At 60.4% G+C, this 2,843-nt stretch carries 1 protein-coding gene; it reads left to right on the forward strand.

All coding sequences use genetic code 11. The features are described from left to right. A partial coding sequence (locus AB4037_RS34415; RefSeq protein ID WP_441774646.1) for an FG-GAP-like repeat-containing protein occupies positions 1-2,843 on the forward strand: 2,843 nt, incomplete at both ends.

Genomic DNA, 2,843 nt, shown 5'->3' on the forward strand with positions numbered 1-2,843 from the left:
GCCTTCAACCTGGAGGCGACGAGCGGCGCGGCCAAACTCAGTCAGGCCACCGGCAAGTCGATCGCCACGCTCGACAGGCGTCTTGCCTCCATCGGTATCACCACGGCGAACAACCGGGTTCGGGGCTACAATCTCGACTATGAGCTCAGTCCGGCCTCGGGCACTTCGCGCCTGACCGCGGTGACCCAGTTCGGCCGCGATGCAAGCCTCAGCCAGAACCGTCTCTCAGGTGGCACAAGCCTGCCGCCGACGACGTTCGGATGGAGCGGAGCCCCCATCACCGAACAGGCATGGACCAAGAGCAACAATCCTACATTCAAATATGACTACGTACCCCCCTTACCCCCACCCCTCTCGAACCCGAAAAGCGGCTACAGCGAGTCATTCGGTGACATCAACAGCGACGGTATTCCCGACAAGAACGTCAGCAGCTGGGTCGACCGTGAACAGAGTGGCGGTTTCCAAGACCCTACTATCACGCACACCCGATGCTACAGCTCGGCGTTCTACGAGACGGCCAGCCGTACCCGCGCGGCGCGAACGACAACTTTCGGAGGCGGCTGTGAATACACCGATGCCAATCCGCCGCTTGGATCGACGACAGTTACCACTGGAAGCTCTGTCGGCGACCTCAGCGGTGACGGACGACCCGACTACACCACGAATACAAATATCGTATCGAGACGGAGTGGTTTTCGGGGTGAAATCATCACCACCACGACGAGCCAGACGCTTCTCTCCGTCAGCCAGCCGGATGGTTCCTACAACGCCCGTCTGCTTGCCAGTAGAAACTCTGAATTCACGACACCGGATCTGTACTCGTCCTTTGCAATAGGGGAGCTACTGGATCTCGATGGCGACGGCATAAAAGAATTCTACTATACCGCAAAAAAACCAGCCGGAGCCGTCTTCGAAGGTATTTACCGTTTAAATGGCTCAGATGTTCCCCCACCATTGACCAGGGCGCAGCTCTCTCAGATGATCGCTGGCCGCACAGTGGCTGGTCCCCGATATGTCGACCTCAATGGAGACGGCAAGGCAGATTACTACATCATCATCGAGTTAAATGGCACGATAAGGGTCAGTTATGCCTATTCGACGGGTGCAGGCTTTACTCCGCTCCAGACATTTGAGTTAACGGGTGCGTTAATTGCAAATCCAATACCTAGTAACCCAAACTCCACCTGGGGATATTGGCCAGCTTATAATGCCGCTACAGTACTGACCGCTGATGTGAATGGGGATGGCAAGACTGACCTCGTCACGCTGGAGAAGAATCCAACCTCTGGAATCGATATCGGCGTATTTTTATCGACGGGTAATGGTTTCGTTCACCAGGTTTGGGCGCGCGGTATCACCATCACAGGTTCGTGTGAAACGGCCGGTAGCCCCTTGTTGGCAGGGGCTTGCATGCCCTATGTGTTCGCTGGCGATTTTGACGGCGATGGCCGTCAGGATCTGGTAATCAATACGACAACCAGTCCCAATCCGCCGCCGGCAGACGTACCGAATTCAGTCTCTACGATGTTTCTGTCGCGGTCTGGCGTGGGATCGAATGGCGAAGATGGTTTCGTCGTCGTGCCTGGCCAGCTTCCCAGTGTCGCTGCTGTGGCCGATCTCGATGAAGATGGCCGCGACGATCTGATCGAAGGCGCTTGGCGTTCGCCAGCCGGGCGATCACAAGGCTTCATTGTCTATCGCAGCGGGGATTACTTCACGCTGAGCACGGCGTTCCCCGATCTGCTGACCTCAGTGAAGGGCCCGCTGGGAGCTAGTGCTGCGATCGCCTACAAGCCGTCGAGCACCTATCCCTGGCTGGCGGTTCGCCCGGCGGGCAGCGTGCCGCCCTCGATCCTGCAGACGGTGTCGTCCGTGACACGGGACGACGGGCGGGGGACGGTTGGGACAACGGATTATTCTTATTCGAACGCGCTGTACAACGCGGCCGAGCGCCGTTTCCTGGGCTTCGGCATGGGGGTGGCGCTGCTGCCGGCCAATGCAGGAGAGACGGTACGGCCGCGCATCGACTACACCTTCGACCAGAGCCTGGCGACGGCTGGCAAGGTGTTGAAGACTGCCTACAGCACGCAGGACAGCTCCACGGTGCTGGCGCGCGAGGCCGAGACCTGGAGCGTGATGACCACGGCGGGGCTTCAGGCGAACTGGCCGCCGGCGAGTGGTACGGTGCCGGCGCTGACGCTGCCCTATACCGCCTTCAACACGGGATCCGAGAAGCAGGAGATCGTGGCGGGCGTCACGCGCCGGAGCACGGTTGCGCGGACCTATGACGCCTATGGCAATGTGACGTTGCTGCTGGAGAACGGCAATGCGGATGTGACGGGCGACGAGCGTCTGACGGGGACGGATTACCCGGTGAACGCGGGTGCCTTCATCACCAGCCTGCCGGGGCGGGTGCGGGTGCATGGCGGCTCGAGCCCGACGGACGTGCTCTTGAGCGACACGGTGCTGCTCTATGACGGAGCGGGGGATGCGGCGACACCGCCGGTGAAGGGGGACCAGACGGGGCAGTGGAACTGGCTGAACCCCGGCAATCGCTGGCTGACGACGTCGGCGAGCTATGACGGCTATGGCAACAAGGTGTCGTCGACGGACGGGTTGGGCAACCGGACGGAGACGCTGTACGATCCGACCTATCACCTGTTCCCGGTCGAGGAGCGCAACCCGCTCTATGTACAGAACGGGGACACGCGGCAGAAGACGCAACCGATCACCGATCCGGTGTGCCAGACGCTGACGGGGATGATCGACCTGAACGGCCAGACCACGAGCTATGGCTATGACGGGTTGTGCCGGATCACCTCGGTGACCCAGCCTTTGGGGGC

The organism is Labrys sp. KB_33_2, assembly GCF_052114505.1.
Lineage (GTDB): Bacteria > Pseudomonadota > Alphaproteobacteria > Rhizobiales > Labraceae > Labrys.